The sequence below is a fragment of the Cryobacterium sp. TMT2-4 genome, assembly GCF_004402575.1.
Taxonomy (GTDB): domain Bacteria; phylum Actinomycetota; class Actinomycetes; order Actinomycetales; family Microbacteriaceae; genus Cryobacterium; species Cryobacterium sandaracinum.
On the sequence record NZ_SOGE01000007.1, the window covers coordinates 40,477 to 63,132 of the forward strand.

Consider the following 22,656-nt stretch of genomic DNA (forward strand, 5'->3'; position numbering starts at 1 on the left):
GAACACACCCGGCGCACGCTGAGTCGATGAACCCACAATCGATGAACTCACGCCTTCCCGTGGTGCTCTCTGCCCAGGACCTGCCGCTTGCGGAGCTGTGCGGCGCCCGTCTCGACGGGGAACTCTTCACCCTGGGCGACTTTTGGTGCCCGGTCGACGAGGTCGATGACCGGGTGCGACGCGCCCGAGCCGTCGGGTTGCTGCTTGCGTCCCCAAGGGCCATCGCCGAGCGGATGACCGCTGCCTGGATCTACGGTCTGGCGCCGGAACCTCGCCGCCACCACTTCTGCGTGCAGAGTTCCGCCCGAATGAAACTGGTCCCGTCGCCCCGAATGCAGATCCGCGAGGTGAGCTGCCCGTCCGACCAGCTTCAGGCGATCTCCGGCCTCCGGGTCACGCTGCCCCTGCGCACCGCCGTCGACCTCGTCCGCTGGCACGACGAGCCCACCAACGGTGACCGGGTTGCCCTGATCGCCGCCCTGCTGCGCCTGGCCGGCTGCACCAGCACCGACCCGGCGAGTCGCCTATGCGCGGCACCCAACCTGCCGTTCAAGGCTCCGGCCCTCACCCGACTGCGGGAGGTGCAACGGTACCTCGACGAGCATCCGCGCCCACCTGATGTCTCTACCGGGAGGCCAATGCGAGCTGAATGGCCGCTCAGCCCTCGTTGACGCGATAGACGTCATAAACGGCGTCGATACGGCGCACCGCATTGAGCACGCGATCGAGGTGCGTGGTGTCGCCCATCTCGAAGACGAACCGGCTGATCGCGAGTCGGTCGGAGGAGGTGTGCACCGTCGCCGACAGGATGTTGACGTGATGCTCCGACAGCACCCGGGTGACGTCGGAGAGCAGCCCGGAGCGGTCGAGAGCCTCGATCTGGATCTGCACCAGGAACAGGCTCTTGGAAGTGGGCGCCCAATCGACGTCGATCATGCGCTCGGGTTCCTTGAGCAGGGACTGCACGTTGCGACAGGATGCCTGGTGCACCGATACCCCAGCGCCGCGCGTGATAAACCCCACGACTTTGTCGCCCGGCACGGGAGTGCAGCACCGGGCAAGCTTCACCAGGATGTCGGGGGCGCCGCGCACGAGGATGCCCGAGTCGCTGTTGCGGAGCGTCTGGGTGCGGCCGTGGGGCGCGAACGGCAGGTCCGTGGCGTCGCTCTCCTCGACGCTCTGCAGGGTGGCAACCACCTTCTCCAGCACCGACTGCGTCGACACATGCCCCTCGCCGACGGCGGCGTACAGCGCAGAGACGTCTTCATACTTCATCACCGCGGCAACCTCGGCGAAGGAGTCCTGGTTCATCAGTTTCTGCAGCGGCAGGTTCTGCTTGCGCATAGCGCGTGCGATGGCGTCGCGGCCCTGCTCGATCGCCTCGTCGCGGCGCTCCTTGGTGAACCACTGGCGGATCTTGTTGCGAGCCCTGGGGCTCTTGACGAAGTTCAGCCAGTCCTTGCTCGGCCCGGAGTCGGGATTCTTCGACGTGAACACCTCGACGACGTCACCGGTGACGAGAGGGCTCTCCAGCGGGACGAGGCGCCCGTTGACCTTGGCGCCCATGGTGCGATGGCCGACCTCGGTGTGCACGGCGTAGGCGAAGTCGACCGGGGTGGCGTCGGCCGGCAGACCGATCACCCGGCCCTTGGGGGTGAAGACGTAGACCTCTTTGGCGCCGATCTCGTAGCGCAGCGAGTCGAGGAACTCTCCCGGGTCGGCCGTTTCGGCCTGCCAGTCGGAGATGTGGGCGAGCCAAGCCATGTCGGTGTCGCTCTGCGGGCCCGGACCGGAACTCTTGCCGGTGGTCTGCTCCTTGTACTTCCAGTGCGAGGCCACGCCGAATTCGGCGCGCTGGTGCATTTCCTGGGTGCGGATCTGGATCTCCACGGCGCGCCCGCTCGGGCCGAGAACCGTGGTGTGCAGCGACTGGTACAGGTTGAATTTGGGGGTGGCGATGTAGTCCTTGAACCGGCCGGGAAGCGGCGTCCACCGGGCGTGGATTGCGCCGAGAACCGCGTAGCAGTCCCGCACCGAGTTGACGAGAACTCGAATGCCGACCAGGTCGTAGATGTCGTCGAACTCGCGCCCGCGCACGACCATCTTCTGGTAGATCGAATAGTACTGCTTGGGCCGGCCGGCGACCTTGCCCCGGATGCGGGCGGCCTTCAGGTCGTCGACGATCGAGTCGATGACGTGCTGCACGAACTCTTCGCGCTGCGGAGTGCGCTGCTTGACAAGACTGTCGATCTCGGCGTAGAGCTTGGGGTACAGCACCGCGAACGAGAGGTCTTCGAGCTCCCACTTGATGGCCTGGATGCCCAGGCGATGCGCGAGCGGCGCGTAAATCTCCAGCGTCTCGGTCGCCTTCCGAACCGCGGACTCGGCAGGCACGAATCCCCACGTGCGCGCGTTGTGCAGCCGGTCGGCGAGCTTGATGATCAGCACACGAATGTCCTTAGACATAGCCACGATCATCTTGCGCACGGTCTCGGCCTGGGTGCTGTCGCCGTACTTGACCTTGTCCAGCTTGGTGACGCCGTCGACCAGCATGGTGATCTCGTCGCCGAAATCGTGCCGCAGCTGGTCGAGAGTGTACTCGGTGTCCTCCACGGTGTCGTGCAGCAGTGCCGCCGAGACGGTCTTGGGGCCGATGCCCAGATCCGCCAGGATCTGCGCGACCGCGACCGGATGTGTGACGTACGGCTCTCCGCTGCGGCGAAACTGGCCCTCATGCGCCTGCTCCGCGGTGACGTAGGCCCGCTCGATGATCGAGAGGTCCACCTTGGGATGGTGCATCCGCACGGTCTTCAGCAGCGTGTCGACCGCGCCGACCGGCTGGGCCCGGGAAAAGATCCGAGGCACGAGGCGCCGCAAGGATGCCGGCGGGAGCGGAGCCGGGTAGGCAGGAGGAGTCGTCAGTTCGGTCATCTGGCCACCTCCATCCGCTTGATCAATTATTACTGCTCCCGAGCCGGATCGGGTACCACTTCCGGCTCGGGTGCGGGCCTCCTCCGGCGGTGATCGGGGCCGACTAGGTGCTGACTTCGGCGGCCACCTTCAGCGCGGGGCCGGCCTTCGCCCGCTGGGCGAGAACCTTCTGGTCGGCCCGGCGCACGGCCGGCTCCGCGGAGCGGATTTGAGCGTACAGCGGCGACGCGATGAAGATCGTCGAGTAGGCGCCGGCGACGATGCCGATCAGAAGTGCCAACGAGATGTCCCGAAGGGTTCCTGCCCCGAGCACGAGCGTTCCGATGAAGAGGATCGAGGCGACCGGCAGCACCGCGACGACGGAGGTGTTGATCGAGCGCACCAGGGTCTGGTTGACGGCCAGGTTCACGGATTCGGCCAACGTGCGCGTCTCGGCGCCCGCCTCCGAGGTGTTCTCGCGGATCTTGTCGAAGACCACGACCGTGTCGTAGAGCGAGTAGCCGAGGATCGTGAGAAATCCGATCACGGCGGCCGGGGTGATTTCGAAACCGGTGATGCCGTAGATCCCGGCGGTGATGACGAGGTCGTGCATCAGCGCGGTCATGGCCGCGACCGACATCTTCCAGGTGCGGAAGTACAGTGCCATGCCGATGGCGGCGAGCACGAGGAAGATGAGGAGTCCGCGCACGGCCTGGCCGGTGATGTCCTGGCCCCAGACCGGACCGATGAAGGACGCGGTGACCTGCTCGATCGGCACGGCGTAGGCATCCGCCAGCGCGGCGCGAATCTCCCGAGTCTCGTCGCTGGTGAGCTGGTCGGTCTGCACGCGGATGCCGGTGGTGCTGACGCTCGACACCCTGGGCGTCGCCAACGGGACGACCTCGGTCACGGCATCGGCGGCAGCTCGCTGGTCCTGGTCGGCGACCTGGGAGATCTTGAACTCGGAGCCTCCCGTGAACTCGATGCCGAAGACGAAGCCGCCACGCAGCTGGGGAACGACGATGGCCACGAAGAGTGCCACGACCGCGACCAGGTACCAGGTCTTGCGCCGCCCGACGATGTCGAACGAGCGCTTGCCGGTGTGCAGGTCGTTGCCGAACTGGGAAAAGCTAGCCATTAGGAATCCTTCCCGTCGGTCGTTCGATCCGCACTGGAACCGACGAGTTCTGACGCCTTGCGCTCGGCGATGGTCTGGCGCTTGGCTGCCTCACGGCTGGCCGAGGACAGTTTGGCGGAAGGGAGGTCATCCGAGGGACGGAATTTCGCCCGCCCGCGGTAGGTCGCGCCCAGGGCCCGCGGGTCGAGGCCGCTGAACTTGTGTCCGTCGCTGAAGAACTTCGTGCGCGCCAGCAGCTGGAGCATCGGGTGGGTGAAGAGCATGACCACGAGCACGTCGACGAGGGTGGTCAGCCCCAGGGTGAGGGCGAAGCCCTTGACGTTGCCGACGGCGACGATGAACAGGACGCCGGCGGCCAAGATGTTGACCGCGTCGGAGGCGAGGATGGTGCGCAGGGCGCGCTTCCAGCCGGCCTCGACGGAGGATTCGAGCCCTCGTCCGTCCCGCAGCTCATCACGCACCCGCTCGAAGTAGACGATGAAGGAGTCGGCGGTGATGCCGATCGCGACGATCAGACCCGCGACGCCGGCCAACGACAGCCGGTAGCCCTCGCGCCAGGACAGGATCGTGATCAGCAGGTAGGTGATGATCGCGGCGACCGTGAGCGACGCCACGGTGACGAGGCCGAGCAGGCGATACTGGATCAGCGAGTAGAGCACGACCAGTACGAGTCCGATCAGGCCTGCGATCAGGCCGCCGGTGAGCTGGCTCGAGCCCAGGGTCGCCGAGATGGTGTCCTGGCTCTGCACCGTGAAGCTGATCGGCAGGGCGCCGAACTTGAGCTGGTCGGCGAGGGCCTTCGACGAGTCCTGGTCGAAGTCACCGCTGATCTGCGCGTTGCCGTCGGTGATGGCCGCCAGGGTGCGCGGGGCCGAGATGACGTTGCCGTCGAGCACGATCGCGAACTGGTTCTGCGCTGCGGTGAGCGCATTCAGCCGGGTGCTGACGTCGGCGAAGGCCTTGGTTCCGGTTCCGTCGAAGGTGATGTTGACGACCCATTCACCGGTCGTGGCGCCGCTCTGCGTGGTCTGCTGGCCGTTGGTCGCGTCGGAGACGTTCTCGCCGCTGACTTCGACCGGGCCGAGGATGTACTTGATGGAGCCGTCGGCCTCACAGGTGACAAGCGGCTCCGCCGCCGGTGCCACATTGGTGGTATCGATCTTGCTGCAATCGAAGGCCTCGTACTGGGCCTGGAGCGCGGGGGTGATCCAGTTCAGGTCGCTCCCGTCGGTGGGCACCGCGGTCGGGGTGCTTTCCAGACTCGGGTCGACCGTGGGGGTCGGTACCGGGGTCGCGACCCCGTCCTCTCCGACAACGTTTTCACCGACGCTGGCCGCGGACGGGGCACCGGCCACGAGCACCGGGCGGAACTCGAGCTTGGCTGAGGACTCGATTCGGTTGATCGTCGCGTCGTCCGGCACGCCGGGGATGGACACGACGATGTTCTGGCCGCCCTGGGTGTTGATCTCCGCCTCGGAGACGCCTGCCGAGTCGATGCGCTGCCGAATGATCTTCACGGCCTCGTTGAGCTGCTCCGAGGAGACGGACTGCCCGGACTCGAGCTTCGGCGCGAGGATGATCTGCGTGCCGCCCTCGAGGTCCAGGGCCAGCTTGGGCGTCCAGGATCCGCCGCCGGTGAGCACGCCGGCCGTGTTGAGCGCAATCAGGCCGACGATGATCACACCCAGCCACGTGAGGGAACGCCAGGCCTTCTTGGCCGGAGACGACTTTGCCACCAGAGAACTCAGCTTTCTATGCTCATGCTCATGCCCGCGCCGAGGCGCGGGCATGGAGAGGGATTGGTTAGGCGTCGCCCTTTTTAGGCTCTTCGTCGGTGTCGGCGACGCGCTGACCGAAGTCAGGTTCGCCCATAACGGTGGCGCTGCCCTGGTTCAGCTCGGCGACGCCCTCATCTTCGGGCTCGGCCACGATCGGTTCCACCACGCGGGCGATGGTCTGACGGTGCAGCTGCACGACGGTTCCCGGAGCGATCTCGAGGGCAACCTTGTTCGCCTCCTCGTCAATCGCGAGAATGGTTCCGTACATGCCGAAGTTGGTCATGACCTCGGCGCCGACGACCATCTGGGCCTGCAGGGCAGCGAGGTCCTTCTGGCGTTTGCGGCTGTTGCGGAACATGAAGAACACGAGCGCCGCGAGAACGGCGAGCATGACGAGAGTCAACGGATCCATAAAACTGTGGGACCTTCCGGTTGCGGCGCGAGGGCCGAAGTCTGTGCGTCTGGCTCGGGGGAACCAGCACGAGTGGTTCGAAGCGAACCAACTCGAATTATAGGTCATCCAGCATAAGAGGGATTGGCGGCCCGCCCACCAGAGGCGCCGTCAGGCCGAAATGCCGCCACGCTTCCGCGGTCGCCACCCGGCCGCGCGGGGTGCGCATCAGGAAGCCGATCCGCACCAGGAACGGCTCCACGACGGCCTCGATGGTCTCGGACTCCTCCCCCACGGACACCGCGAGCGTGTTCAGACCCACCGGCCCTCCCCCAAAACGGGTCAGGATGATGCGCATCACCTCCCGGTCGAGCCGGTCGAGCCCGATGGCGTCGACGTCGTACAGCTCGAGAGCCGCGTGCACCGCGGCCACATCGGCGTCTCCACCGTGCACCAGCGCGTAGTCCCGCACCCGCCGGAGCAGGCGGTTGGCGATTCTGGGCGTGCCGCGGCACCGACCGGCGATCTCGGCGGTGGCGGCCGTGTCGATCGACAGGTCGAGCAGCTTGGCTGCCCGGCCGAGCACCTGCTCGAGTTCGTCGTCGGTGTAGAACTCGAGGTGGGCGGTGAAGCCGAACCGGTCGCGCAGTGGGTTGGGCAGCAGTCCGGACCGGGTCGTGGCGCCAACCAGGGTGAACGGTGCCAGGTCGAGGGGAACCGAGGTGGCGCCGGCGCCTTTGCCGACCATGATGTCGATGCGGAAGTCCTCCATCGCCAGATAGAGCATCTCCTCGGCGGAGCGGGCCATGCGGTGGATTTCGTCGATGAACAGCACCTCGCCGGGCACCAGCGAGGAGAGTACCGCCGCCAGATCACCGGCGTGCTGGATGGCCGGGCCGCTGGACATCCGCAGCGGGCGGTTGCCCTCGTAGGCGATGATCATGGCCAAAGTGGTCTTGCCGAGTCCGGGCGGGCCGGCCAGAAGGATGTGGTCGGGAGTGCGGCTCTGCATGGTAGCGGCGGTCAGGAGCAGCTGCAGCTGCCCGCGAACCTTCTGCTGGCCGACGAACTCGCCGAGGCTGCGCGGACGGAGGGCACCCTCGAAGGCGAGTTCGGCGTCGCCCCCGAGTTCCGGCTTGGTGAGCTCCACGCCGGGATCTCCGGCCAGACCCTGTGCGCCGGTCACGGGCGACGCTCCGATGCCTGCTGGGCCGGGCCGAGCCTGACGAGTACGAGGCGAAGGAGCGCTGCGACGCCGACCTGCCCGGGTTCCACGGTCTCCGCGAGGGTCTCGTCGACGGCCTCGGCGGCCACCTTCTCCGACCAGCCGAGCCCGATCAGGGCGGCCTGCACGTTCGCCGACGCGCTGGTGGGCTCCGGGCGGGCGGATGCCGCGGCCGTGACGGTCACGAACACCTTGCCGGCCAGGGAGAGCACGATCAGTTTGGCCGTTTTCGGGCCGATGCCGCTGACCTTGCGGAAAGCGCCGTCGTCTTCTGCCGAGACGGCCTGCGCGATCTGGACGGGGCTGAGCACCGCGAGTACGCCGAGGGCCGATTTCGGGCCGACCCCGGTGACGCCGACCAAAAGCTCGAAGACCTCGAGTTCGTCGGCGGACGGGAATCCGAAGAGGGTGAGCGAGTCCTCGCGCACGATAAGGGTGGTCGAAAGCCGGGCCTCCGTGCCGACGCGCAGGGAGAGCGCAGTGGCCGGGGTGACCTGTACGGCCAGACCGACTCCCCCGACCTCGATCACGGCCGTGGAACCCACGGCAGACAGGACAAGGCCACGAACGGAAGCAATCACCGCTTCAGACTACGGGGCACCGGCGACACTGCGCTGCGCTCGGCGGTGCGCCACGCCTTCTGGGCCGGGGTCAGGGTGCCGGGGACCACGTCGGCGCTGGTGGGCAGGGTGCCGCCGGCCGCCCCGGTGCGCCAGGCATGGCAGATCGCGATGGCCAGCGCGTCCGCGGCATCCGCGGGCTTGGGCACCTCGGCCAGGCCCAGCACCCGCGCCACCATGGCGCCGACCTGGGCTTTGTCGGCGGACCCGTAGCCGGTGATGGCTGCCTTGACCTCGCTCGGGGTGTGCAGGGTGACCGTCAGCCCACGCTGAGCGGCCAGGAGCAGCGCGACGCCGCTCAGCTGGGCGGTGCCCATCACGGTGCTGACATTGTCCTGAGCGAACACCCTCTCGATGGCGACGACCGCCGGCTTGTGCCGGTCGAGCAGGTCTTCCAGGCCCCGGCTGATCAGCAGGAGCCTCTGCTCGAGCGGCAAGTCCGGCGAGCTGCGCAGCACGGTCACGTCGACCAGGGACGCGGATCGGTTGGCGGCGACGTCTACGATTCCGACGCCGCAGCGGGTCAGCCCGGGATCGATGCCCAGAACCCGGACCGACACAGCGCGCTACTCGGCTTCGGCCTGAAGCTCCGCGACGACCTCGGGCGACACGTCGTAGTTACTGTAGATGTTCTGCACGTCGTCAAGTTCTTCGAGGGCGTCGATCAGTCGGAACACCTTGCGGGCGGTTTCGGCGTCGACCTCTACCTTGAGCTGGGGCACGAACGCGATGTCGGCGGAGTCGTAGTCGATCCCGGCGGTCTGCAGGGCGGTCCGGGTCGGGACGAGATCGTGCGCTTCGCTGAAAACCTCGAACTTCTCACCGTCGTCGACGACCTCTTCGGCGCCCGCGTCGAGCACGGCGAGGAGCACGTCATCTTCGCTGAGGCCGTTGCTCTTCGGCACGACGACGATGCCCTTGCGGTGGAAGTTGTACGCGACGCTGCCGGGGTCGGCCATGTTGCCGCCGTTTCTGGACATGGTGGTGCGCACCTCGGCGGCCGCGCGGTTCTTGTTGTCGGTCAAACACTCGATCATGACGGCGACGCCGTGCGCGGCGTAACCCTCATACATGATGGTGGTGTAGTCGACTACTTCGCCAGACAGGCCGGCGCCGCGCTTGACGGCACGGTCAATGTTGTCGTTGGGAACAGAGGTCTTCTTGGCTTTCTGGATCGCGTCGACCAGGGTCGGGTTGCCCGACAGGTCGGCGCCACCCATGCGGGCCGCGACTTCGATGTTCTTGATCAACTTGGCGAAGGCCTTGGCCCGACGCGAGTCGGTGACCGCCTTCTGGTGCTTTGTTGTCGCCCACTTGGAATGTCCGGACATGAGTCTCCCGTTGTCTTTGGCTGTCGTGACGTGGCTGTCGATTGGCGCGGGGGTACCGCCGCCGTGCTGGTCGCTGCACTACTGGTGCCATTGGCCGTTGCACCGTGGGGTGCATCTCATTCTAACCCGCGATGCCTGATGGGCCGGGCTTCACGCGCCCGGGGCCGCGGCGATCAGTTTGTTCAGGGTGCGGAGGTTGCGGGTGGTGGTCGTCGACCGGTAGCGGGCCTTGCCGCTCAGCTTGCTGAACGGACTGTTGATGCCGATGCTTCGGCGCACCTGCCAGTAGAGCACGCCGGTTCCGGGCCGAACCTGCTCCGTTTCCGGGTCCGGTTCCCCAGCCGCCTCGAGCAGTTCCTCGAGCGCGGTCCGCGCCGATCCGAACACGACATACGGATGCCAACCGTCCCGCTCCGCATCGAATGGGAACGCCCGCGCCACCCTGTCGAGTGCGTCAACGCCGAGCAGCACGATCCACGCCTGATAACCGAAGTTGTCGGAGAGAGCGCGTTCGATTGTGGCCTTGAGGGCCGCGGCATCCGTTTCGCCCGCCGTGAAGAGCACGTTACCGCTGGCCAGAACCGTGCGGACATCCGTGTAGCCGAGCCCGCGGAACACGGCCCGCAGGTCCGCCATCGTGATCGTGATCCCGTTGACGTTGATTCCGCGCAGGAGCGCCACCCAGCCGGCCATGACCGGAGCCTAGTAGCGGAAGCCGGCGGCGGCCACCTTCTGCAGGAAATAGTCGTGGAACCGGTGCTCCCCGGTGATCTCGGGGTGGAATGAGGTTCCGAGCAGGTTGTCCTGCTCGACCGCGACGCAGCGCCCGTCCGAGAGCGTGGCGATCGCGCGGGCCCGGGTCCCGACGGACTCCACCACGGGGGCGCGGATGAAAATGGCGTGCACCGGCGGCTCACCGAGCACCGGCACGTCGAGGTCGGTCTCGAAAGAGAGCGTCTGCGAACCGAAGGCGTTGCGACGCACGGCGATGTCGAAGCCGCCGATGCTCTGCTGCCCTTCGATCCCGTCGATGACGGTGTCGGCGAGCATGATCAGGCCCGCGCAGGTGCCGTAGACGGGCAGGCCGGCCCGCACGGCCTCGGCCAGCGGTTCCGCCACGCCGAACGCGCGGGCCAGTTTGTCCATGACGCTGGATTCGCCGCCGGGGATCACGAGCCCGCTGATGCGGTCCAGTTCCTCTGGGCGGCGGATGAGTTCGACTTCGGCGCCGAGGGACCGCAGTACCTCGGCGTGCTCACGAAAGTCACCCTGCAGGGCGAGAACTCCAACGCTCACGAACGGGTATCTACCAGCCGCGCTCTGAGAGGCGGTGCGGCGCAGCCAGATCGGACACGTTGATGCCGACCATGGCCTCGCCGAGTCCGCGCGAGACGGATGCGATGACGCTGGGGTCGTCGTAGAAGGTGACGGCCTTGACGATGGCGTTGGCGCGGGCCTGCGGGTTGCCCGACTTGAAGATGCCGGAGCCGACGAATACACCGTCCGCACCCATCTGCATCATCAGGGCCGCGTCGGCGGGGGTGGCCACGCCACCCGCGACGAAGAGCACGACGGGGAGCTTGCCGGTGGCGGCGATCTCGGCGACGAGTTCGTACGGCGCCTGCAGTTCCTTCGCGGCGACGTACAGTTCGTCCTTGGTCAGAGCCGACAGGCGGGCGACCTCACCCTTGATGGTGCGGATGTGCTTCATGGCCTCCGAGACGTCGCCGGTGCCGGCTTCGCCCTTGGACCTGATCATGGCCGCGCCCTCGTTGATGCGGCGAAGCGCCTCACCCAGGTTGGTCGCGCCACAGACGAACGGGACCGTGAAGTTCCACTTGTCGATGTGGTTGACGTAGTCAGCCGGGCTCAGCACCTCGGACTCGTCGATGTAATCGACGTTCAGGGCCTGAAGGATTTGAGCTTCGACGAAGTGGCCGATGCGCGCCTTGGCCATCACCGGGATGGATACCTCGGCGATGATGCTGTCGATCAGGTCGGGGTCGCTCATGCGGGCAACGCCACCCTGGGAACGGATGTCGGCGGGAACGCGCTCAAGGGCCATGACGGCGACAGCACCGGCGTCCTCGGCGATGCGAGCCTGCTCGGCGTTGACGACGTCCATGATGACGCCGCCCTTCATCATGTCGGCGAGACCACGCTTGACGCGGCTCGAACCAAAGGCGGAAGTGGTTTCAGTCATAGCTTTGATTCTATTCCTTGGGTGGTGTCGATTCCGCCCGGCGGGTGCCGGTGGAGGGGTATATACGGCTAGTTGCCATCCTGGGGCCAGCCCTCGGCGACTTCGCGCCGCACATCGCCCAGAAGACGGGGAATCGCCTTCGTTCCGGCGATGATCGGGAAGAAATTCGAGTCGAGCGCCCAGCGGGGAACGATGTGCTGGTGTAGGTGCTCGGCAATGCCCGCGCCGGCAATTCGGCCTTGGTTCATGCCGATGTTGAAGCCGTCGCAGTGCGACACCGCCTTGAGCACACGCATGGCCACCTGGGTGAGACTGCCGATCTCGGCGACCTCCTCCGGACTGGCCTCATCGTAAGTCGCGACGTGCCGGTACGGACAGACCAGCAGATGCCCGCTGTTATACGGGAACAGGTTCAGCAACACGTAGGCGTGCGTGCCGCGGGCCACAATCAGTGCCTTCTCGTCGGTCATGCTCGGGGCCAGGCAGAAGGGGCAGTCATCCGGGTGCGGCTGCTGGCCGTCCTGGATGTAGACCAGGCGGTGCGGGGTCCATAGCCGTTGGAAGGCATCCGGAACCGCGGCGAACTCGGACGACTGCTCGAGCCCCTCGAACTCGTCGCTGTGCGTGTCCATCTCAGACCTGGCCCTGGGTCGTGACCTGCGCGCGCGCATGGATCGCGGCGATGATGCGACGGATGGCCTCGTCGGCCGGTACGCCGTTCTCCTGGGTGCCGTCGCGGAACCGGAAGCTCACCGAGCGATTGGAGCGGTCATCCTCGCCGACGATCAGCTGGAAGGGCACCTTCGCCTTGGTGTGGTTGCGGATCTTTTTCTGCATGCGGTCGTCGGAGTGGTCGACCTGGGCGCGCACGCCTGCCGTCTCGAGCCGGCCGATGATTTCGTCGAGGTATGGACCGTATTGCTCGGACACGGGGATGCCGACGACCTGCACCGGGGACAGCCACACCGGGAACGCCCCGGCGTAGTGCTCGGTGAGCACGGCGAAGAAGCGTTCGATCGAACCGAACAGGGCCCGGTGGATCATCACCGGGCGCTGGCGGGAGCCGTCGGAGGCGGTGTACTCGAGGTCGAACCGTTCCGGCAGGTTGAAGTCCAGCTGGATGGTGGACATCTGCCAGGTGCGGCCGATCGCGTCGCGGGCCTGCACGGAGATCTTCGGGCCGTAGAAGGCGGCGCCGCCCGGGTCGGCCACGAGTTCGAGACCGGATGCTTCGGCGACTTCGCGCAAGGTGTCGGTCGCTTCCGCCCAGGCCTCGTCGGTGCCGACGAACTTCTTCGGGTCCTTCGTGGAGAGCTCGAGGTAGTAGTCCTCGAGGCCGTAGTCGGCGAGCAGCTTGAGCACGAAGTTGAGGGTGCTGGTGAGCTCCTCTTTCATGCCTTCGCGGGTCGTGTAGATGTGCGCGTCGTCCTGGGTCATTCCGCGCACGCGGGTGAGGCCGTGCACGACGCCGGACTTCTCGTAGCGGTAGACCGAGCCGAATTCGAACAGGCGCATGGGCAGGTCGCGGTAGCTGCGGCCGCTGGAGCGGAAGATCAGGTTGTGGAACGGGCAGTTCATCGGCTTGAGGTAGTAGTCGACGCCCTGACGGGTCATGTGGCCGTCGGCGTCGTACTCCGCGTCGAGTTTCATCGGCGGGAACATGCCATCGGCGTACCAGTCGAGGTGACCGGACGTCTCGAACAGGTTCGACTTGGTGATGTGCGGCGTGTAGACGAAGTCGTAGCCGGCCTCGGTGTGGCGCTTGCGGGAGTAGTTCTCCATCTCCTGACGGATGATGCCGCCCCTGGGGTGGAAGACGGGCAGACCGGAGCCGATCTCCTCGGGGAAGCTGAAGAGGTCGAGTTCGGCGCCGAGCTTGCGATGGTCGCGCTTGGCGGCCTCCTCCTGGCGGGCTTGGTAGGCCCGCAGTTCGTCCTTGGTGGCCCAGGCGGTGCCGTAAATGCGCTGCAGCTGCGGGTTCTTCTCGGACCCGCGCCAGTAGGCGGCGGCCAAACGGGTCAGGGAGTAGCCGTTGCCGATCATGCGCGTGTTCGGCAGGTGGGGACCGCGGCAGAGGTCTTTCCAGAGCGTCTCCCCCGTCTTCGGGTCCACGTTGTCGTAAATGGTGAGTTCGGCGCCGCCGACCTCGACCGACTCGTTGTCGACGGTCTCGGCGGCCCCGCCCTTGAGCCCGATCAGTTCGAGCTTGTACGGCTCGGCGGCGAGTTCGTCTCGGGCCTGGTCGTCGGTGACGACGCGGCGCACGAACCGCTGGCCCTGGCGGATGATGCGGTCCATGGCCTTCTCGAGCGACTTGATGTCCTCGGGGGTGAATGCCTCTTCAACGTCGAAGTCGTAGTAGAAACCATCGGTGACGGGCGGGCCGATGCCCAGGCGCGCCGCCGGGTTCACGGTCTGCACGGCCTGTGCGAGCACGTGCGCGGCCGAGTGGCGCAGGATGCTGAGGCCGTCGGGCGAGCCGATGGTCACCGGTTCGACGACATCCGTCGGAGTCACCGTCGTGGCGAGATCCTTGAGCTCGCCGTTGACGCGCATTGCGACAACGGACCGGTCGGTGAATAGCTCAAAGCCGTCAGCCACGTGTATTACTCCTTCAGTATTGTTCGAACCCCAATAACTTTAGCGGCGCGCCTCGACCACGACGGGCACGGCCATTTTGGGCAAAGAAAAACCCCCGAGTTACCGGGGGTTTGCCTGTGGGCGATACTGGGATCGAACCAGTGACCTCTTCCGTGTCAGGGAAGCGCGCTACCGCTGCGCCAATCGCCCATTCTCTGAAAAGACAATCCAGAAGTGGAGGTGGATACGGGATTCGAACCCGTGTACACGGCTTTGCAGGCCGCTGCCTCGCCTCTCGGCCAACCCACCACATACGATTCGTACCAAAAAGAACCGGCTTTGCGGCCGATTCCATTCGAGCGGATGACGAGATTCGAACTCGCGACCCTCACCTTGGCAAGGTGATGCGCTACCACTGCGCCACATCCGCACTTGTCAACGTTTCCGCTGACTTGAAAGACTCTAGCCGATTCCGGCCGAACCCGCCGCACCCTCCCCGGCGATTCATCGCGGCGAGCCCGAGGAAGGCCCGACTGCACCTGGATTTCCGGTGCTGTGCGGGCAAAAAAACCCCCGCTTTACCGGGGGTTATCTGTTTCCCAACTCTGTGGGCGATACTGGGATCGAACCAGTGACCTCTTCCGTGTCAGGGAAGCGCGCTACCGCTGCGCCAATCGCCCATTTCCTGAAAATCATTCCTGCATTGCGACTTCCGGGATTGGAGGTGGATACGGGATTCGAACCCGTGTACACGGCTTTGCAGGCCGTTGCCTCGCCTCTCGGCCAACCCACCACTTGGAATTCGTACCGAAAGAAACCGGCCTCGCGGCCGATCCCATTCGAGCGGATGACGAGATTCGAACTCGCGACCCTCACCTTGGCAAGGTGATGCGCTACCACTGCGCCACATCCGCAACTGCCCGCATTTCTGCGCGCTTGGAAGACTCTAGCCGATAGTCCTCTTCATATTCAAACCGAGTCGTTCCGGCGTGTTGAGGCCCCCACGATGTGCGCCTTCCACCCGGTCTGGGTTAGTATCGAGACTTGTGGCTACAGTACGAGGCCACAGGGGCGATTGGCGCAGTTGGTAGCGCGCTTCCTTCACACGGAAGAGGTCATCGGTTCGAGTCCGGTATCGCCCACAGCCAAGAAAAAGCCCCGAAAGCCGGGGCTTTTTCTTTTTCTCGGTACGGGTTGGAGACCACCTGCGCGGCCCGGTCAGGCCCGCTTCCCGGAGATCACCCGGGCAAGCCAGACGATCAGCGCGATCACGACGAGCACGATGCCGACCCAGATGAGGAAGTTGAGCGACTCGACGAACCCTCCGGTGAACAGAAGCGCGATGGCGATGATGGCAACAATGACGAGGAGTACGTTCATCCTGCTCGCCGTCCTTTCTTTTGATTGACGTGCACTGATGGTGTGGAGATGCGGATTCGACTCAATCAGTGACGGCGTCCTTGACGTTCTCTCCGGCCTGCTTGAGGTTTGCCCTGGCCTGTTCAGCCTTGCCCTCGGCTTCCAGCCGCTCGTTGTCGGTCAATTTGCCGGCGGCCTCCTTTGCCTTGCCCACGGCTTCCTCGGCCGAGTTCTTCATCTTGTCCGAAGCACTCATGGGGACCGTCCTTTCACTCGTATCCAGCTTTTGCGATCAGTATAAAGCTCCCGCCCAAGGTAATCTAGGCTGAAATCCATGGACGGGCTTGTCGATCTCTGGGGGCAACTCTCCGCCCGAAACGAGCCTCTGCCCGCGATCACGGCCTGGCTGACCATCGCGGCCGCTGCCGTGCTCGTGCTGGTGCCGGCCGCGTGGCGGGTCACCCGCCACGTCATCACGATCGCGCACGAGGGCGGCCATGCGGTGGTCGCGACGGTGAGCGGTCGCCGGCTCGGCGGTATCCGTCTGCATTCCGACACCTCGGGGTTGACCGTCAGCAGCGGACGCCCGCGCGGACCCGGCATGGTGCTGACCCTGCTGGCCGGCTATACCGCCCCTGCCCTGCTGGGGCTCGGCGCGGCACGGATGCTCAGCCTCGGCTACGACATCGGCCTGTTGTGGCTGTCGCTGGCGGCCCTGGCACTGCTGCTCGTGCAGATCCGCAACTGGTTCGGACTGTGGTCCGTCCTCGTTACCGCTGGACTGGTCTTCGGCATCACCTGGTTCGGCACTCCTCCGGTGCAGAGCGTCTTCGCCCTGCTGATCACGGCGTTTCTGCTGCTCGGGGCTGTCCGCACCGTGGTCGAGCTCCAGCGGTCCCGGTCGCGGAGCCGCGGTACCGCCTCCGACGCCGACCAGCTGGCCCGTCTGACCCACATCCCGGGCGTGGTCTGGGTGGCCGTGTTCTTCACCGCGACGATCGCGTGCGCAGGGTTCGCCGGACGGCTCCTCGGCCTGCTTGCCTGATCCTGCCCCGCGGGGGTGCTGCCGTCAGGAGACCGTCGGCACGGCGTGTTTGAAGCCCACGTGGGACGCGGTGAAGCCCAGCCGTTCATAGAACCGGTGCGCGTCGACGCGCGCTGCGTCCGACGTGAGCTGGACGAGTTGAGCCCCGAAGGCCGGGGCATTCTGCACGGCCCACCGAATCATGGCTCCGCCGAGCCCGCGGCTCCTCTGATCCGAGCGAACCCGGACGGCCTCGATCTGCAACCGGGTGGACCCGACACGGGCGAGCCCAGGGATGACGGTGAGTTGCATGGTGGCCAGCACCTCGCCCAAAAGCGACGTCGCGACCAGCAACTGTTGGGCCGGATCTGCGTCGATTGCGGCGAATGCCCGTTCGTAGGCGACGCGATCTTCCGGCCGGTCGGCGTCGCCTCGGGAAGCGCTGATGGAGTCGTCGGCGAGAAGCCCCACGATTGCAGACAGATCCTGGGACAGGGCGCGCCGAAGGAGCACATCGCCGGCGGGAAGGGTGAGGGTGACGTCGACCATTCTCCGAGTATCCCAAATGCCGCCTTCGCGTCTGTGCTCGGGTGAGCTGGGCCCGGGTCTGGGCCCGAGCCCCAGCCCCAGCCCCAGCCCCAGCCCCAGCCCCAGCCCCAGCCCCAGCCCCAGCCCGTAATTGTGCCACTGGGGTCTCGCTGGGTGAGCAGCCGGAACCAATTCGACGGAGATTCTCCGGAAAAACGAGATTTCCAAACGATTTAGGGCCGATTTTGACAAAATCTCCGTCGAATTCGTTCGGGAGAGCCTGCCGCTCTCACGCTGCCGACGACAACGCTCATGAAGTCCGCGCTGTGTCAGACCGCGTTGAGTCCGCGTAACGCGGCTTGACGGTTGCGGTCGACTCCATGCGCGAGCATGCGCACGAGATGTCGATCGTGGGGCTGCACCCGGGAGAGTGCGACCCAGGCGACATCCTCGGCGCAGGCGGTCGGGCCGGGGGCTTCCCCGATCGGACCGGCCCCCTCCGATCAGGGCCGCGCCGATGACCAGCAGCACTACGCTCATGATCGTGGCATGGTGGCGCATCAGGAGGTCGACGGTTCGGTCGAAGCCGAGCGGATGACCCTGGCCGGCTCGCTCACGAGCCTGCGCCCCGTCGGCGACGTCCACTCACGTAAGTCGCCGCCGCGGTGCAACACCCGCCAACCGGTCTCGCTCGTCAGCGCATGACAGCCCGCAGACAGACGTGCCAGATTGTCGTGCGCGGTCAGCCCATCGAACTATCAATCCAGGGAATGCTCGATATCGCAGTTTGCGACCGACCGTTTGCAGTCTGGAAACCGGCAGGTTTGACCCACACCCGCAGGAACCGTTTCGGGTCTTCCGGCACCATGTACCGGTCGCGGCCGACCAAGAGCACCGCCCCCGCCTCCGGACGCACCAGAATCCGGGTGAAGCTCGGCACCCGACCGCGATCCGCCGGGCCGTCTCCGCGGCGATCGGACCGCAGCGCCACCTTCTCAGCCCGGTCGTAGAGCGTCCGCGACGCCATGCCGCGGGGCCTGGTACGTCAACTTCGACGCCGGCAACCTGCCTGCCGAACGCAGAACCTCCACCCCGAACGCCGGCCTCACCTCGTCGGCACCGACCACGCCTGAACGATCACCACCCTCCCATGCTGACAACTGATCTCACCCGACTCCAACGCGGCGCGGGCCAGCCCGAAGCGACGCGCGCCTCGACCGGTTCCGCCCGCCGAGCAAACGCCCCGTCCTACCTTGCCTCGATAGCGTCGGCCCGCGACTCAGCCGGCGGCGCCGAACCAGGTGGTGACCCCGGGCGAATACAGCACGGAATCCGGCTCGCGTCCGGCCAGCCCGGGGAACCCCGCCACGGCGAGCAGGGTGTCGTCAAGGCTCACCAGTTCGGCCTCGAAGAGCTCCCACGGCTCATGGTGGTTGCGCAGGTGCACCGTGCGGCCACGCGTACGGGTGAATAGAGCCCAGCGGGCGGTCAGGAAATCGGCGAGCGGGTCGCCGACGACCGGGCGGGCAGTCGGCCGCACCACGATCTCGGTGTGCGCCCCGGCGGCCAGGTGTCGGCGCGCGGTGTAGCGGTACTCCCCCGCCCCGACCTCAAGCTTGGTGCGGGACCACATGTACGGGATCGAGAACAATGCCCGGGCCGCCAGCACAGCCGCCAGCCGGGAGGCCTCCAGCGAGACGAAGACCACGCCGCGGTGCCCGTTCGCATCCACCGCGTACAGGCGCACGTTCACCTCAACGAAGGTGCCGAAGTAGGGAATGGGCGGACTGCCGAAGACGGTGGCCCGGTCCAGCACGAACGGGATCAGCCCAACCCAGCTAGCGCCGTCGAATTCGTCGGGCACGAGACCGTCCGGCAGCAGCGGAGCCACGAGAGCGGCGTCCACGCGCCAGTGCACGAATATCAGATTCGACCAGCGCTGGCTCGAGGACGCTCGCCCGGCCAGCAGGGGCGCAACGGCCGAGACCGGGTCCATCGCGGCATCCGTCATCTGGAAATCTCCCCTTGTTCCCGAGCCCATGCGGACCGGACTGCGGCATTCTGTGAACATCAACGCTACTCGCACCGGGACCAGGTCGACGCCCTCGAAATGCGAGCGATCCAGGCGCGAAGGCCTGAATCAGCGTCCGACCTGACTGCGTGCTATGCCTCGACGGCCGGCGCGGCCAGAGCGCTGTCGACGTCGGCCTGCTGGGCGGTCGTGAGTGAGGCCTGTGGCTTGGCGGTTTTGGTCGCGGCCGCTCCGACAGCGGCTCCACCGACGAGGTTGCCGAGCAGTTCCCGGATGCCGATACCCATGGTCGACTTGAGCACGCCGTCGACCTCGGTGATACCGGAAGCGACATTCTTGGTCAGTTGGCTGGCGCCATCCGTGGAGATGACCGTCAGGTTGTCGATGTTCGACATCGGAGCGGCCAGCTCGCGGGCGATCTCGGGCAGCATTTCCACCATGCGAAGCTGGATCAGCGCCTCACTCTGCTCGGCGACGGCCTCGGCGGACAGCCGGGTAGCGGTCGCCTCAGCGGTACCGCGGGCGAGGATGGCGTCGGCCTCGGCCTGCCCCTCCGCGCGGAGGGCCTCGGCGTTGGCGATGCGGCTGTCGCGGTCGGCGTTCGCGCCGGCCACGGCGGCCTCCGCCGCCGCGATGGCGGTCACCCGGATGCGGTACGCCTCGGCGTCGGCGATCGCGTTGACCTCGGACTCAAGCTCGGCCTTGCGGAGAGATGCGCGCCGCTGGGCGGTGAGCTCCTGCTCCTGAACGATGGCCTGCTGGGCCTTGGCCTCGGCCAGCGGCTTGGCTGCGGCGGCTTCGGCGGCGGCCTTGTCGGTGTCCAGCTGCAGCGCCGCTTTTCGAAGTGCGAGCGTGTTCTGGGCCTCGGCGATGGCCTGCTCGGCCAGAATGGCGGCCTCCTGTGCCTCCCGGTTGGCCGCGTGCTCGGCAACCTCGGCCTGGCGCCGCACCTTGGCCTGCTCGGCGCGTCCGAGGTCCCGGATGTAGTCGTTCTCGTCAGTGATGCCCTTAATCTCGAACGAGTCCACGTCGACGCCCTGGTTGGCCAGGGACTCCCGGGCGGTCGCCAGCACCGAGGAGCCGAGCTCGTCGCGCTTCTGGATGATGGTCATCACGTTCGTGCCACCGATCGACGACCGCAGGGATCCCGACAGTACTTCCTGTGCGAAGCCGTCGATGTTCTTGTCCTGGCCGAGAAACCTCTGCGCGGCGGCACGAATGGCGGCCGGGTCGTCGCCGACCTTCACAATGGCGACTGCTTCCACGGTGAGGGTGACGCCGTTCTGGTCCTGGGCGACGGCCGTGATCTCGATCGCCCGGCTGCGCAGGCTGATCTTGAACGCCTTCTGGAAGAACGGGGTGATGAACACGCCCTGGCCGTGCACGACGCGTTGCCCGGATTCCTCCAGCGTGGCGCCGTCGACGATGGTCTTCTTCGATTTCTTGCCGGTGATGATCAGGGCTTCGTCCGGCCCGGCGTTCTTGTAGACGCTCTTGGCATAGAACAGGCCGATCAGGAAGACGACGATACCCAGCATGATGAGACCGGGGATGGGGCTGAGCAGGAATTCAAACATGGGGTCCTTCCGTTCCGCCGGCACGAAGATCATGCACGTGGCCTGGCACTTCGCGCGGCGCGCGCGGGCACGAGACCCTCGAAGCCTAGTGGTCTGGGTCAGGCGGAACCATTCCCATTCGGGGGGTGCAGGTCAGAGCAGGCCGCGCTCCTGAGCAATAGTCACGGCCCGGGTGCGGTCGGTGTCCTCAAGCTTCTGATAGATGTTGCGCAGATAAGTTTTGACGGTGTTCGGGCTCACATTGTGCTTGCGGTCGATGTCCGCCACGGATTGATGGAAGGGCAGCTCGCGCAGCAGCACCCGCTCCCGCTCGGTGGGCGGTGCGACCGGGGCCGGGGCTGGGGCTGGGGCTGGGGCTGGGGCTGGGCTGGGGCCGGGCAATTCTCCCCCGGCGCCTGAGCGGACCGAGTCACAATCCGGCTTGCGAAACCGTCGAGGTCCCGCAGCTGCTCAGCCAGGCGCGGCGCCCGAGCCAGACGGGCATCCGCTTCGGCAGATCGTTCACCCTCCTCAGCGATGCCGGCGAGCACGATCCAGGCGCTCACGAGCGTGGTCCCGCTCCAACACCGGGCGGCCGGCGTTGCGGCGGCTTCCAGCCGCCCACCGGCGCCGTGGCGGCCCGGGGCCGGCGGGTACGCCAGGGAGCGGAGCAGCACGGCCTCCAACGAGTCCGTACCCAGCACGTTCTCCACCAGGAGCGTGACACGTCGGGCCTCGGCCCGCCCGTCCAGCGCACCGGTCAGCTCGAACCAGGGGATGCAGCACAGGCTCGGCACACGCGGGTGGGCGTCCGCATTCTCCCGCATCAAGCCGTTCAGATTCTCGAGCACCGATCGCCGCCTCGGGTCCGCCGCCGGTGCCGACAGGGACAGGAAGGTCTGGGCGGGCACGATCAGTCCGGAATCGCACACCAGAGGGTCGGCCGCGACAAGCCGTTCCAGCACGCCCTGATCGATCGGCTCGCAGCGTTCGTACCGGCGGATCTGGAGCGAGACCGAGGCGCGGGCCGCTGCGCGGTCGAACGCCGCCCCCGCCACGGATGCCACGGCACCCGTGGCCGGGCGCCCTGCGGCATCCGTCGCCCGAGCGAGTTGATCGTCGATGAGACCGGCGCGGGCCCAGTCGCCCCGGCGGGAGGCCGACACGGCGGCGAGGTCGCCGGCAAGAAGGAACAGCCATTGGTTACCGGCATTCCGCGCGGTCACAGCGACCATTCGCAGTCCCGCTTCGGCTCGCTCCGCCTCGCCCAGACCGGCGCGGCATCAGGTCTCCGCGGTGGCGGCCAGCAGGTCGACACCGAGGTCTCGCCGCCCCGGTGCGGCGCGGACGGCGCCCAGCCTGGCCAGACGGTCCCGGATTTCGTCAGGCGTCGCTGCGAAGAAGGCGGCAAGCGCGTCGATCACGACGGTCCAGATCTCCGCACTGCCGCCGGACGCGAGCCCCACCGCCTCGAGCTCCGCCAGCAGGTGGTCGGCCTGCCCCCGGTCGGGAAAGTACGGCGCGTCCAGGAGCAGCCTCAGGGACGCCGCCACGGATGCACCTGGGTTCCGGCGCGCACGGCCGGCTCTGCCAGGGCACGGAGGACGAGGTCGGGCGTTCCCCTGAGCACGAGATCGAGACCGAAAGCATCGAGCATCTCGGCGGCGAGGACGGGCAGCCCGGCAGCAAGCGCCTGCTCGAGAGCGTTTTGACCGTCGGCGCGGCGCGCGAACCACCGGGCCGCGGTCTCGTGAGCCGCCGCCGCCACGAAGTCACGTCGCCGCACCTCGCCCTGCAGATAGGCCAGCAGGATCGAGTGGATCAGATACGCCCTGGTGTCGTCGCCGCTCTCCCTGGTGATAAGTGCGCTGGGCCCGGCCAGCCGGTCCAGCCCAGCCCCGGCATCCGCTCGCTTCGTCACCTCGACGGCCAGGTCGACCGAGAGGACAGGCCTGACGGCGGCGCGCAGCTTCGTGTTCTC

At 66.8% G+C, this 22,656-nt stretch carries 26 protein-coding genes and 7 tRNA genes; 4 read left to right on the forward strand and 29 right to left on the reverse strand.

What is annotated here, in order from left to right; genetic code table 11:
* Positions 1 to 41: 41 nt before the first annotated feature.
* Positions 42 to 671, forward strand: a complete 630-nt coding sequence (locus E3O54_RS02260; RefSeq protein WP_134400854.1) for a hypothetical protein — start codon at positions 42 to 44, stop codon at positions 669 to 671.
* On the opposite strand, the gene E3O54_RS02265 is transcribed toward E3O54_RS02260, so the two are convergent.
* The 19 genes from E3O54_RS02265 to E3O54_RS02355 all read right to left on the reverse strand — a co-directional run bounded on the left by E3O54_RS02265 (position 658) and on the right by E3O54_RS02355 (position 15,090).
* Complete coding sequence (locus E3O54_RS02265; RefSeq protein ID WP_104100492.1) at positions 658 to 2,931, reverse strand: bifunctional (p)ppGpp synthetase/guanosine-3',5'-bis(diphosphate) 3'-pyrophosphohydrolase; 2,274 nt, start codon at positions 2,929 to 2,931, stop codon at positions 658 to 660. The two genes, E3O54_RS02260 and E3O54_RS02265, sit on opposite strands and share 14 nt — an antisense overlap.
* Positions 2,932 to 3,034: 103 nt before the next feature.
* On the reverse strand, positions 3,035 to 4,048 hold the full coding sequence (gene secF, locus E3O54_RS02270) for a protein translocase subunit SecF (protein ID WP_104100491.1): 1,014 nt from the start codon (positions 4,046 to 4,048) through the stop codon (positions 3,035 to 3,037).
* Positions 4,048 to 5,784 (reverse strand): protein translocase subunit SecD, encoded by a 1,737-nt coding sequence (secD, locus tag E3O54_RS02275; RefSeq protein ID WP_104100490.1) that lies wholly within the window; start codon positions 5,782 to 5,784, stop codon positions 4,048 to 4,050. The genes secF and secD overlap by 1 nt, the downstream gene beginning before the upstream one ends.
* Positions 5,785 to 5,851: 67 nt before the next feature.
* Positions 5,852 to 6,238, reverse strand: coding sequence for a preprotein translocase subunit YajC (yajC, locus tag E3O54_RS02280; RefSeq protein ID WP_104100489.1), 387 nt, complete (start codon positions 6,236 to 6,238; stop codon positions 5,852 to 5,854).
* Positions 6,239 to 6,335: 97 nt separating this feature from the next.
* Positions 6,336 to 7,385, reverse strand: a complete 1,050-nt coding sequence (gene ruvB / locus E3O54_RS02285; RefSeq protein WP_369827955.1) for a Holliday junction branch migration DNA helicase RuvB — start codon at positions 7,383 to 7,385, stop codon at positions 6,336 to 6,338.
* Positions 7,386 to 7,399: 14 nt separating this feature from the next.
* The gene (gene ruvA, locus E3O54_RS02290; RefSeq protein WP_104100488.1) at positions 7,400 to 8,023 is read right to left on the reverse strand and encodes a Holliday junction branch migration protein RuvA; all 624 of its coding nucleotides are present in this window, start codon (positions 8,021 to 8,023) and stop codon (positions 7,400 to 7,402) included.
* Positions 8,020 to 8,622 (reverse strand): crossover junction endodeoxyribonuclease RuvC, encoded by a 603-nt coding sequence (gene ruvC / locus E3O54_RS02295; protein ID WP_134400855.1) that lies wholly within the window; start codon positions 8,620 to 8,622, stop codon positions 8,020 to 8,022. The genes ruvA and ruvC overlap by 4 nt, the downstream gene beginning before the upstream one ends.
* A 6-nt stretch (positions 8,623 to 8,628) precedes the next feature.
* Positions 8,629 to 9,393 carry a YebC/PmpR family DNA-binding transcriptional regulator gene (locus E3O54_RS02300; protein WP_134342474.1) on the reverse strand — a complete coding sequence of 255 codons (765 nt, stop codon included), beginning with the start codon at positions 9,391 to 9,393 and terminating at the stop codon, positions 8,629 to 8,631.
* A gap of 150 nt (positions 9,394 to 9,543) precedes the next feature.
* On the reverse strand, positions 9,544 to 10,086 hold the full coding sequence (locus E3O54_RS02305) for a DUF1697 domain-containing protein (RefSeq protein ID WP_134371515.1): 543 nt from the start codon (positions 10,084 to 10,086) through the stop codon (positions 9,544 to 9,546).
* Between the two features lie 9 nt (positions 10,087 to 10,095).
* Positions 10,096 to 10,689 (reverse strand): pyridoxal 5'-phosphate synthase glutaminase subunit PdxT, encoded by a 594-nt coding sequence (pdxT, locus tag E3O54_RS02310; RefSeq protein WP_134371513.1) that lies wholly within the window; start codon positions 10,687 to 10,689, stop codon positions 10,096 to 10,098.
* A 10-nt stretch (positions 10,690 to 10,699) separates the two neighbouring features.
* On the reverse strand, positions 10,700 to 11,596 hold the full coding sequence (gene pdxS, locus E3O54_RS02315; protein ID WP_104100483.1) for a pyridoxal 5'-phosphate synthase lyase subunit PdxS: 897 nt from the start codon (positions 11,594 to 11,596) through the stop codon (positions 10,700 to 10,702).
* A 68-nt stretch (positions 11,597 to 11,664) separates the two neighbouring features.
* Entirely contained in the window at positions 11,665 to 12,228 is a 564-nt protein-coding gene (locus E3O54_RS02320) for an HIT domain-containing protein (protein ID WP_104100482.1), read from the reverse strand.
* 1 nt (position 12,229) lies between these two features.
* Entirely contained in the window at positions 12,230 to 14,152 is a 1,923-nt protein-coding gene (gene thrS / locus E3O54_RS02325) for a threonine--tRNA ligase (protein ID WP_233191359.1), read from the reverse strand.
* A gap of 162 nt (positions 14,153 to 14,314) precedes the next feature.
* Positions 14,315 to 14,386: transfer RNA gene (locus E3O54_RS02330), tRNA-Val, on the reverse strand.
* A gap of 25 nt (positions 14,387 to 14,411) precedes the next feature.
* A tRNA-Cys gene (locus E3O54_RS02335) sits at positions 14,412 to 14,485 on the reverse strand.
* A 49-nt stretch (positions 14,486 to 14,534) separates the two neighbouring features.
* A tRNA-Gly gene (locus E3O54_RS02340) sits at positions 14,535 to 14,606 on the reverse strand.
* Positions 14,607 to 14,784: 178 nt separating this feature from the next.
* Positions 14,785 to 14,856: transfer RNA gene (locus E3O54_RS02345), tRNA-Val, on the reverse strand.
* 39 nt (positions 14,857 to 14,895) lie between these two features.
* Positions 14,896 to 14,969 (reverse strand) — tRNA-Cys (locus E3O54_RS02350).
* A 49-nt stretch (positions 14,970 to 15,018) separates the two neighbouring features.
* Positions 15,019 to 15,090 (reverse strand) — tRNA-Gly (locus E3O54_RS02355).
* Positions 15,091 to 15,245: 155 nt separating this feature from the next.
* On the opposite strand from E3O54_RS02355, the gene E3O54_RS02360 reads away from it, so the two are divergent.
* Positions 15,246 to 15,318, forward strand: a tRNA-Val gene (locus tag E3O54_RS02360).
* 76 nt (positions 15,319 to 15,394) lie between these two features.
* On the opposite strand, the gene E3O54_RS02365 is transcribed toward E3O54_RS02360, so the two are convergent.
* On the reverse strand, positions 15,395 to 15,556 hold the full coding sequence (locus E3O54_RS02365) for a hypothetical protein (protein WP_134400856.1): 162 nt from the start codon (positions 15,554 to 15,556) through the stop codon (positions 15,395 to 15,397).
* A 61-nt stretch (positions 15,557 to 15,617) separates the two neighbouring features.
* Positions 15,618 to 15,791, reverse strand: a complete 174-nt coding sequence (locus E3O54_RS02370) for a CsbD family protein (RefSeq protein WP_104100480.1) — start codon at positions 15,789 to 15,791, stop codon at positions 15,618 to 15,620.
* Between the two features lie 78 nt (positions 15,792 to 15,869).
* Between E3O54_RS02370 and E3O54_RS02375 the strand changes: the two genes are divergently transcribed.
* A complete protein-coding gene (locus E3O54_RS02375; RefSeq protein WP_104100479.1) occupies positions 15,870 to 16,580 on the forward strand; it encodes a M50 family metallopeptidase in 711 nt (236 codons plus the stop codon).
* Between the two features lie 24 nt (positions 16,581 to 16,604).
* Here the strand turns inward: E3O54_RS02375 and E3O54_RS02380 are convergent, their stop codons facing one another.
* Positions 16,605 to 17,108, reverse strand: coding sequence for a GNAT family N-acetyltransferase (locus E3O54_RS02380; RefSeq protein WP_134400857.1), 504 nt, complete (start codon positions 17,106 to 17,108; stop codon positions 16,605 to 16,607).
* Between the two features lie 528 nt (positions 17,109 to 17,636).
* On the opposite strand from E3O54_RS02380, the gene E3O54_RS16180 reads away from it, so the two are divergent.
* The gene (locus tag E3O54_RS16180; protein ID WP_166805186.1) at positions 17,637 to 17,792 is read left to right on the forward strand and encodes a hypothetical protein; all 156 of its coding nucleotides are present in this window, start codon (positions 17,637 to 17,639) and stop codon (positions 17,790 to 17,792) included.
* Between the two features lie 37 nt (positions 17,793 to 17,829).
* Here the strand turns inward: E3O54_RS16180 and E3O54_RS02385 are convergent, their stop codons facing one another.
* From E3O54_RS02385 to E3O54_RS02410, 7 genes are all read right to left on the reverse strand, one after another.
* Positions 17,830 to 18,114, reverse strand: coding sequence for a hypothetical protein (locus E3O54_RS02385; RefSeq protein WP_134400858.1), 285 nt, complete (start codon positions 18,112 to 18,114; stop codon positions 17,830 to 17,832).
* Positions 18,115 to 18,366: 252 nt separating this feature from the next.
* Complete coding sequence (locus E3O54_RS02390; protein WP_104099625.1) at positions 18,367 to 19,098, reverse strand: YqjF family protein; 732 nt, start codon at positions 19,096 to 19,098, stop codon at positions 18,367 to 18,369.
* A gap of 152 nt (positions 19,099 to 19,250) precedes the next feature.
* A complete protein-coding gene (locus tag E3O54_RS02395) occupies positions 19,251 to 20,696 on the reverse strand; it encodes a flotillin family protein (protein WP_158250210.1) in 1,446 nt (481 codons plus the stop codon).
* A 132-nt stretch (positions 20,697 to 20,828) separates the two neighbouring features.
* Entirely contained in the window at positions 20,829 to 20,963 is a 135-nt protein-coding gene (locus E3O54_RS02400; RefSeq protein ID WP_166785917.1) for a helix-turn-helix transcriptional regulator, read from the reverse strand.
* On the reverse strand, positions 20,933 to 21,901 hold the full coding sequence (locus E3O54_RS16590; protein WP_198411416.1) for a hypothetical protein: 969 nt from the start codon (positions 21,899 to 21,901) through the stop codon (positions 20,933 to 20,935). The genes E3O54_RS02400 and E3O54_RS16590 overlap by 31 nt, the downstream gene beginning before the upstream one ends.
* 57 nt (positions 21,902 to 21,958) lie before the next feature.
* The gene (locus E3O54_RS02405; RefSeq protein WP_134400860.1) at positions 21,959 to 22,228 is read right to left on the reverse strand and encodes a hypothetical protein; all 270 of its coding nucleotides are present in this window, start codon (positions 22,226 to 22,228) and stop codon (positions 21,959 to 21,961) included.
* Complete coding sequence (locus E3O54_RS02410) at positions 22,213 to 22,596, reverse strand: hypothetical protein (protein ID WP_134400861.1); 384 nt, start codon at positions 22,594 to 22,596, stop codon at positions 22,213 to 22,215. Before E3O54_RS02410 ends, E3O54_RS02405 begins: the two co-directional genes overlap by 16 nt.
* Between the last annotated feature and the right edge of the window lie 60 nt (positions 22,597 to 22,656).

Excerpts from the sequence above, each read along its gene's own strand:
- E3O54_RS16180 (WP_166805186.1), top strand. The coding sequence starts at position 17,637 with ATGGTGGCGCATCAGGAGGTCGACGGTTCGGTCGAAGCCGAGCGGATG.
- secF (WP_104100491.1), bottom strand. The coding sequence starts at position 4,048 with ATGGCTAGCTTTTCCCAGTTCGGCAACGACCTGCACACCGGCAAGCGC.
- thrS (WP_233191359.1), bottom strand. The coding sequence starts at position 14,152 with ATGCGCGTCAACGGCGAGCTCAAGGATCTCGCCACGACGGTGACTCCG.
- E3O54_RS02370 (WP_104100480.1), bottom strand. The coding sequence starts at position 15,791 with ATGAGTGCTTCGGACAAGATGAAGAACTCGGCCGAGGAAGCCGTGGGC.
- E3O54_RS02390 (WP_104099625.1), bottom strand. The coding sequence starts at position 19,098 with ATGACGGATGCCGCGATGGACCCGGTCTCGGCCGTTGCGCCCCTGCTG.
- E3O54_RS02375 (WP_104100479.1), top strand. The coding sequence starts at position 15,870 with ATGGACGGGCTTGTCGATCTCTGGGGGCAACTCTCCGCCCGAAACGAG.
- E3O54_RS02365 (WP_134400856.1), bottom strand. The coding sequence starts at position 15,556 with ATGAACGTACTCCTCGTCATTGTTGCCATCATCGCCATCGCGCTTCTG.
- E3O54_RS02395 (WP_158250210.1), bottom strand. The coding sequence starts at position 20,696 with ATGTTTGAATTCCTGCTCAGCCCCATCCCCGGTCTCATCATGCTGGGT.
- E3O54_RS02300 (WP_134342474.1), bottom strand. The coding sequence starts at position 9,393 with ATGTCCGGACATTCCAAGTGGGCGACAACAAAGCACCAGAAGGCGGTC.
- pdxS (WP_104100483.1), bottom strand. The coding sequence starts at position 11,596 with ATGACTGAAACCACTTCCGCCTTTGGTTCGAGCCGCGTCAAGCGTGGT.
- E3O54_RS02380 (WP_134400857.1), bottom strand. The coding sequence starts at position 17,108 with ATGGTCGACGTCACCCTCACCCTTCCCGCCGGCGATGTGCTCCTTCGG.
- yajC (WP_104100489.1), bottom strand. The coding sequence starts at position 6,238 with ATGGATCCGTTGACTCTCGTCATGCTCGCCGTTCTCGCGGCGCTCGTG.
- E3O54_RS02265 (WP_104100492.1), bottom strand. The coding sequence starts at position 2,931 with ATGACCGAACTGACGACTCCTCCTGCCTACCCGGCTCCGCTCCCGCCG.
- E3O54_RS02320 (WP_104100482.1), bottom strand. The coding sequence starts at position 12,228 with ATGGACACGCACAGCGACGAGTTCGAGGGGCTCGAGCAGTCGTCCGAG.
- E3O54_RS02305 (WP_134371515.1), bottom strand. The coding sequence starts at position 10,086 with ATGGCCGGCTGGGTGGCGCTCCTGCGCGGAATCAACGTCAACGGGATC.
- E3O54_RS02385 (WP_134400858.1), bottom strand. The coding sequence starts at position 18,114 with ATGGCGTCGCGGACGCTCTACGACCGGGCTGAGAAGGTGGCGCTGCGG.
- E3O54_RS02260 (WP_134400854.1), top strand. The coding sequence starts at position 42 with ATGAACTCACGCCTTCCCGTGGTGCTCTCTGCCCAGGACCTGCCGCTT.